At 65.1% G+C, this 4978-nt stretch carries 6 protein-coding genes; all 6 read right to left on the bottom strand.

Going from position 1 to position 4978, the window contains the following annotated elements; genetic code table 11:
- Positions 1 to 83: 83 nt before the first annotated feature.
- Positions 84 to 830 (bottom strand): F0F1 ATP synthase subunit B, encoded by a 747-nt coding sequence (atpF, locus tag MUO23_01510; protein ID MCJ7511629.1) that lies wholly within the window; start codon positions 828 to 830, stop codon positions 84 to 86.
- An 18-nt stretch (positions 831 to 848) separates the two neighbouring features.
- On the bottom strand, positions 849 to 1082 hold the full coding sequence (gene atpE / locus MUO23_01505; GenBank protein ID MCJ7511628.1) for an ATP synthase F0 subunit C: 234 nt from the start codon (positions 1080 to 1082) through the stop codon (positions 849 to 851).
- An 84-nt stretch (positions 1083 to 1166) separates the two neighbouring features.
- Positions 1167 to 2231 (bottom strand): F0F1 ATP synthase subunit A, encoded by a 1065-nt coding sequence (locus tag MUO23_01500; GenBank protein ID MCJ7511627.1) that lies wholly within the window; start codon positions 2229 to 2231, stop codon positions 1167 to 1169.
- A gap of 1 nt (position 2232) precedes the next feature.
- The gene (locus MUO23_01495) at positions 2233 to 2580 is read right to left on the bottom strand and encodes an AtpZ/AtpI family protein (protein MCJ7511626.1); all 348 of its coding nucleotides are present in this window, start codon (positions 2578 to 2580) and stop codon (positions 2233 to 2235) included.
- A 142-nt stretch (positions 2581 to 2722) separates the two neighbouring features.
- Positions 2723 to 4180 (bottom strand): NADH-quinone oxidoreductase subunit N, encoded by a 1458-nt coding sequence (locus MUO23_01490; protein MCJ7511625.1) that lies wholly within the window; start codon positions 4178 to 4180, stop codon positions 2723 to 2725.
- 9 nt (positions 4181 to 4189) lie between these two features.
- Positions 4190 to 4978: hypothetical protein (locus tag MUO23_01485; GenBank protein ID MCJ7511624.1), on the bottom strand; the 789-nt coding region annotated here is incomplete at its 5' end.

The following is a 4978-nucleotide window of genomic DNA, read 5'->3' as shown; positions in this document are numbered from 1 at the left end:
GGTTGAATGGAGCGGAGCGCACCGGGGAAAGACCCACTGCGCTCCACACCGAACCATCACGAAGCCGCTGCGTCCGTCTCGGGCTACTGCAGGCTGCGCCGCAGGCCCTCCAGCTTACCAGCCACCGAGGCGTCGACCATGCGCCCGCCGGAGCGGATCACCAGGCCGCCAAGAATCCTGGGGTCGACTCGGAAAGCGACAGTCGCTCCTGAGCCCATCCGACCCAGCACGTCCTTGCGAATCGCGCCCTGCTCTGCCTCGGTCAGCGGCAAGGCACTAATGACTTCCGCCGTCTGGCCCGGGAGCGCCTGGTCTTCCAGAGCCGCAACCTTGCCTCCCTTGACCCCGCTGAAGAGCTCGGCGATCAACGCATGCTGGCGGCGCTCGTCGAGCGCCTCGCCGATGATCTTGTGGGCGGCGGCGATAGCCAGCGCCGGGACTTGACCTCGCAGCTCGCCGAGGACGGTGAGCTTCTCCTGCTCGGCCTCGGCCAGGGCGGCCTGGCGCTGGGCCTGCGAATCGTTCTCGGCGGCGGTCCGCAGCTCGCGTTCGAGCTTCTCGGCTCGCACCGTCGCCTGCTGCACGAGCTCATTGGCCTGCTGCTGAGCCTTGGCCAGAACCCCTTCGGCCTCTTTCTCGGCGTTGGCGCGGGCCTCAGCTGCTACCCGGGCGTCCTCGAGTCCCTTGGCGATCGTCTCCCGGCGCCGGTCCAGCATACGCATGATCGGCTTCCAGGCCACAGCGTACAGGATCAGCACCAGCAGAATGAAATTGACGATCTGGGTGATCAAGAAGGTCAGATTGATGCCAAGCGGTTCCAACTGTTCCAAAGCTCACCTCCCGCCCGGCTAGATGCCGACGAAAATCAGAATCAAGGCGATGACCAGGGCGTAGATGGCGATGGCTTCGGTGAAGGCCACACCCAGGATCATGTTGGTCGTGATTGTGCCGGCGGCATCCGGGTTGCGGCCCATCGCCTGCAGAGCCCCGAGCATCAACAGTCCGATGCCGATGCCTGGGCCGATCGCCCCCAATCCAATGGCCAGTCCCGCTCCCAGCGCCCGTGCTGCTGCCAGATCCATGTCTTGTTCCTCCGCTCCCAAATGGCGGACGGCTGCGACCGTCCCTCTCAGAATGTCGGGCGGGCTGCGCCCGAAGGGTTGACCCTAGTGTTCGGCGGCCGGGCTCCCCTGGGCCTCGTCGCCGTGGCCGTGAGTCGCCATACTGATGAACACCAGCGCCAGCAGGGCAAACACCGCCGCCTGGATCATGCCGACCGCGACCTCGATGCCGTAGAACCCCGCCGGCAGGATGAACGGAACCAGGAACGACATCACGAAGATCAGCACCGTCCCGGCGAAGATGTTGCCCAGAAGTCGGAAGGCAAACGAGATGATGCGGCTGAGCTCAGAGATGATCTCCAACAGGCCGACCAGGAACAGCATGTAGCCCATACCGCCCTGGCGAATGGCCGGGATATTGATGAACTTGTAGAAGTACTTTGCCCCTTGCGCCCGCACGCCCCACACCTGAACCATGACCATGGTCACCAGCGCCAGGCCGAGGGTGAAGTTCAGATCGGTGGCCGGGCCGCGCACGAAGGGAGTGATGACACAGGCCTCACACAGGCCTTCGCCTTCCGCGTGTCCGGCCTCGGGTAGCAGCCCGTCCTCGGCGTGGGGCGCCTCCCGCGGCTGCGTGCCATCCAAGGTGTAGAACGACAGCGGCCCCCATTCGATCAGCCTGGGGGCGTAGGCCTTGACGCTGGCCAGGTGAGGAGCCTCGACGATGCCGATACTTTCCGCCCCGGGAAGGAGCTTGAACCAGTTGGCCGTCAGCACCAGGAAGAAGATGGTGGCCGCCATCGGGAAGATCGACTTGCCCCGCTTGCCGCCGATCGAGTTGGCGAAGTTGTAGAAGACCTCCGTCAGGGCCTCGGTGACATTCGCCAGCTTGCTCTTCGGCGGCAGGAGCGCACCCTTCCGGGCGTAGCGCATGGTGATCCCGAACAGCAGCAGGAGAAGGACATCGACGATCAATGTCGTCAGGAAGGTGTTGGTCATCTCTTCGCCGCCGAACCAGGGGATCGGCAGGGGCTCGGCGGGGAGTGCCACCACCGGGAAGGCGCCGTAGGGGGAAATCCCCAGGCTGACAAACAGGAAGCGGGTCAGCGGCCCGCACATGAAGACCACCAGCCCCAGGACGGCCACGACGATGATCGCCTTTCGCACGCTAAGGCTCCTTGTCCTGCTGTTGTTGATCGGCTGAGATCGACCGGCTTACCCGCCGGGAGAGGTGCATGACATAGAAGACCAGAAGAATCAGGCCCACCGGGATACTTGTGAGCACGAAAGCCAGGGTGAACATCGGCTTGGTGCCCAACTGGCCATCCAGCCACAGCCCGAAAAACAGCGCACCCAGAGTGAGCAAGACCGTCAGGCACCCAGCCGAGAAACCGACCCCGCTGGCCCGACCGACGGCCGACACCCCCATCCGGGCGCCTTCCGAGAACGTCAGGCGCGGCATCTCGAGCGTCAGGCCCGCCAGCGGCTTCTTGGGTTCGCTCCCCGGCTCGCTCACCCGGCTGTCCTTCAGCGGTTGCGCATTGTAGCACAAGCAGGAATCGGGCGTCAACCTATCGGGTCAACAACACCCGCATTCACTGCTTGCCCGCGCCTTCCCCGAACCTCGGTGGCCTCGCCAGAGGCCGAGGCCGGCGGGCCTAGAACAAGACCGAGCCCAGGCTGCCGGCGGCGCGCAGCGCCCATCCCAGCCAGGGCGCGCTGAACACGCCCAGGATGAGAATCGCTCCGACGCAGGTCACCAGCACCATCGCCGCCGGCCGTGAGACCGGGACCAGCTCCGCCTCGTGCTCCGAGCGGTGCAGGTACACGACCTTGAGGATCGTCAGGTAGTAGTACAGGCCGATGATGGTGTTGAGCACGCCGACGAAGGCCAGCCAGATCAGCCCGCTGTTGACCGCCGAGGCGAAGACGTAGAACTTGGCCATAAACCCTGCCAGCGGCGGCATGCCCGCCAACGAGAGCAAGGCCACCATCAGCGCCAGGGACAGACCGGGCGCCCGGCGGGAAAGCCCGGCGTAGTCGGCGATCTCATCCGACCCGGCCGCCCTGGCGAAGACGATCACCACGGCGAAAGCAGCCAGGTTGGTGACCACGTAGGCGCCGAGGTAGAACAGCGTGCTCGCCGAGCCAAACTGGCTGAGGGCCACAAGCCCAATCAGCGCATACCCGGCGTGAGCGATCGAGGAGTAGGCCAGCAGCCGCTTGATGTTCTTCTGCGCCAGCGCCAGCAGGTTGCCGAGGGTCATCGTCGCCACGGCCACGGCGGCCAGCACGCTGGCCCAGGCGGCCGGATCCATCGGGAAGACAACCAGCATCACCCGCAGCAACACGGCGAACCCCGCCGCCTTGGAGGCAGTCGAGATAAACGCGGTGATGGGTGTGGGCGCGCCCTCGTACACGTCCGGGCTCCAGAAGTGGAAGGGCACGGCCGCGATCTTGAAGCTGAATCCGACCAGCACCAGGACCAGGATCCCGCCGATCAGCCATGGCGATACCGCCCCCGAGGTCAGGCTTTCTGCGAGCAGGTAGAGATTCGTGACGCCGCTGAAGCCGTACAGCAGGCTGAAGCCGTAGAGCATGATCGTCGAAGCCAGAGCGCCGAACAGGAAGTACTTGAAGCCGGATTCGGTGGACTTCGGGTCGCGCTTGAGGAATCCCGCCAGGACGTACAGCGAGATCGAGGCCGTCTCGATGGCCAGGTAGAGCATGATCAGATCGGCGGCGGCGGCCATGAACGCCATGCCGATCGTGGCCACCAGCATCAGGGCGTAGTACTCGCCGCGCGTCCCCAGTCCCTTCAGGCCGGTCGAGAGCAAGACGGTGATCAGGGCCCCGAACAGGAACAGCAGCTTGAACGTGAAGCCGATCTCGTCGAAGCGGACCATGCCGCCGAAGGCCAGCGTTTCGGCCGCCTGGGGTCGGGCGAAGCATGCGGTGACAACCAGGGTCAGCAACAGGCCGGCCGCGGTCAGCCAACCCAGGTAGGTGCGCTGCTTCGGGCGCAAGGCCAGATCGACGACCAACACGATGATCGCCAGACCCAGCAGCATGGTTTCCGGCAGGATCGCCGGGAACAGGGTGTCGACGTAGTCCATCGCGCCCACCTAGGCACCTCCGACCAGGCGAAGGACGGCTTGCGCCCCCGACTCGACCATCGGCGCCATCACCGCCGGGAACAGCCCAAGCACCACCAGAATGCCGCTCAGCACAACCAGCGCCACTTTATCCGGCGCCGTGATCGATCCAATGTGGCCGTCGAACTCCGCCGGCATGTGCCCGAAGAAGACGCGCCCGACGACGCGCATGATGTACGCCGCCGTGATCACGATGGCGATGGCGCTCACCACCGCCACCAGCGGCTCCCGCTGCCACAGCCCCATGAAGATCGGGAATTCGGCCACAAACCCGGAGAAGCCTGGCATGCCCATCGAGACCAGACCGCCGATGATGAAGGCAACCGCCACCAGCGGCATCAGCTTCGAGAATCCACCGAGCCTGGGGATCTCGCGGGTGTGGGCCCGGTCGTAGACCATGCCGACGACAGCAAAGAAGAGGGCCGTCATCACCCCATGCGAGAACATCTGCAGTCCGGCGCCGGTCAGCCCGTCTTGGTTCAGCGTGGCAAAGCCAAGCATCACCAGACCCATATGCGAAACCGACGAGAACCCGATAACGTACTTGAAGTCGGTCTGGACGCTGGCGATGAAGGCGCCATAGACGACGTTTACGGTGGCCAGAACCAGGATGAGCGTCGACCAGTACTTCGCCCCCTCGGGCAGCAGCATGATGCCCACCCGCAGGGCGGCGAACGCGCCCAGCTTCATCAGCACGCCGGCGTGGAACATCGAAACCGCCGTCGGCGCCGCCACGTGGCCATCCGGCGACCAGTTGTG

Source organism: Anaerolineales bacterium (genome assembly GCA_022866145.1).
Taxonomy (GTDB): domain Bacteria; phylum Chloroflexota; class Anaerolineae; order Anaerolineales; family E44-bin32; genus PFL42.
The sequence above is the reverse complement of the archived record's forward strand: the minus strand, read 5'-3'. Positions and strand labels throughout refer to the sequence as shown.